This is a genomic window from Sandarakinorhabdus rubra (assembly GCF_010994245.1).
GTDB lineage: Bacteria > Pseudomonadota > Alphaproteobacteria > Sphingomonadales > Sphingomonadaceae > Sandarakinorhabdus > Sandarakinorhabdus rubra.
This window is the reverse complement of record NZ_WMHO01000353.1, coordinates 1-1,480: the sequence shown is the minus strand read 5'-3', so window position 1 is coordinate 1,480 and position 1,480 is coordinate 1. Positions and strand designations below refer to the sequence as shown.

The 1,480-nt window shown below is 71.0% G+C and carries 2 protein-coding genes; both read right to left on the bottom strand.

What is annotated here, in order from left to right; translation table 11 throughout:
- Window positions 1–88, bottom strand: an 88-nt coding sequence (locus GJV64_RS14385) for an SDR family NAD(P)-dependent oxidoreductase (RefSeq protein ID WP_328799202.1), incomplete at its 3' end; no start/stop codon positions are given.
- Between the two features lie 19 nt (window positions 89–107).
- Window positions 108–1,043, bottom strand: a complete 936-nt coding sequence (gene fabD, locus GJV64_RS14380) for an ACP S-malonyltransferase (protein WP_164158156.1) — start codon at window positions 1,041–1,043, stop codon at window positions 108–110.
- Window positions 1,044–1,480: the final 437 nt, after the last annotated feature.

Below are 1,480 nucleotides of genomic sequence, written 5' to 3'. Positions count from 1 at the left end.
ACAGCGCGACCCGCGCGCCGCTGGCCGCCAGCGCCCGGGCGATGGCGCTGCCGATGCCGCCCGAAGCGCCGGTCACCAGCGCGGTCATCCCCGAAAGATCGAACATCTCAAAGCTCCCTTGCAAGGGCTTCCACGCCAGACATGTCGCTGGCCGTCAGGGTTGGCACGTCGGGCGTGATGCGCCGGATCATGGGGCCCAGCACCTTGCCGCCCAGCTCGACAAAGCCGGTGACCCCCAATGCCGCCATGGCCAGCACCGATTCCCGCCAACGCACCGTGCCGCACACCTGCTCCACCAACAGGCGGCGGATCTCGGCCGGATCGGTGACCGGCGCGGCCGTGACATTGGCGACCAGCGGCACCGTGGGCGCCATGATCGGGGCCGCGTCCAGCGCCTCGGCCATGCGGTCGGCGGCTGGCTGCATCAGCGGGCAGTGGAACGGCGCGGAGACCGGCAGCAGCACGGAATGGCGGGCCCCTTTGGCCTTGGCGAGGTTCATGGCACGGGCCACCGCCTCGACATGACCGGAGACCACCACCTGGCCGTTGGCATTGTCGTTGGCCGCCGCACACACCTGGGTTCCCGCGGCTTCGGTGGCGATCGCGGTGACCGTCTCGAAATCAAGGCCGAGCAGCGCCGCCATGGCGCCGACGCCGGGCGGCACGGCGGCCTGCATCGCCTCGCCGCGCAGGCGCAGCAGCCGCGCCGTGTCGGCAAGGCCCAGGCTGCCGGCGGCACACAGGGCGGTATATTCGCCGAGGCTGTGCCCGGCGACAAACGCTGCCTTGTCGGCCAGCTTTATGCCAGCCTCGGCCTCCAGCACGCGCAGCGCGGCGATGCCGACGGCCATGATGGCCGGCTGGGCATTGGCGGTGAGGGTGAGGGTTTCTTCCGGCCCCTCCCACATCAGGCGCGACAGGCGCTCGCCCAACGCCTCGTCAACCTCTTCGAACACGGCACGGGCGGCGGGGCTGGCATCGGCAAGGCCGCGGCCCATGCCGACGGACTGGCTGCCCTGGCCCGGAAAAATGAAGGCGCGAATGGTCAGTCTCCCCTTTTCGTGGGCGTCTGCCCGCTGCAGTCGGAGAAACCGGAGGCCGCGGGACTGGCCGGGGCGATAGGCGCTTCATCGCGCGCGCGCAACCATGTGCCGCCGCCGGGGCCATTTGCCCCGTTGCACGCGCGCGACAATTGGTTATGGGCTGCTCCCCGCTTTGGGAGGAGGCATCAGGGGATTCGCGGCGCGCTGGCGCCGGAGTCGTCGTGCGTCTCCCGGCTTCGGGACAGGAACAGCCAAGGATACCCCATGTCGCGCACGAAGATGATGAACGCCCGCCTGCTGATCGCCGCCGCCGCTGTCGCCGGCCTTGCCGCTGCCAGCCCGGCACTGGCCGCCGTGTCGCAAGCCGTGGGCAAGGCCCTCAACGATGCCCAGGCTGCCGCCAAGTCGCGCAACGCCGCGGGCGTGCAGGCCGCCAT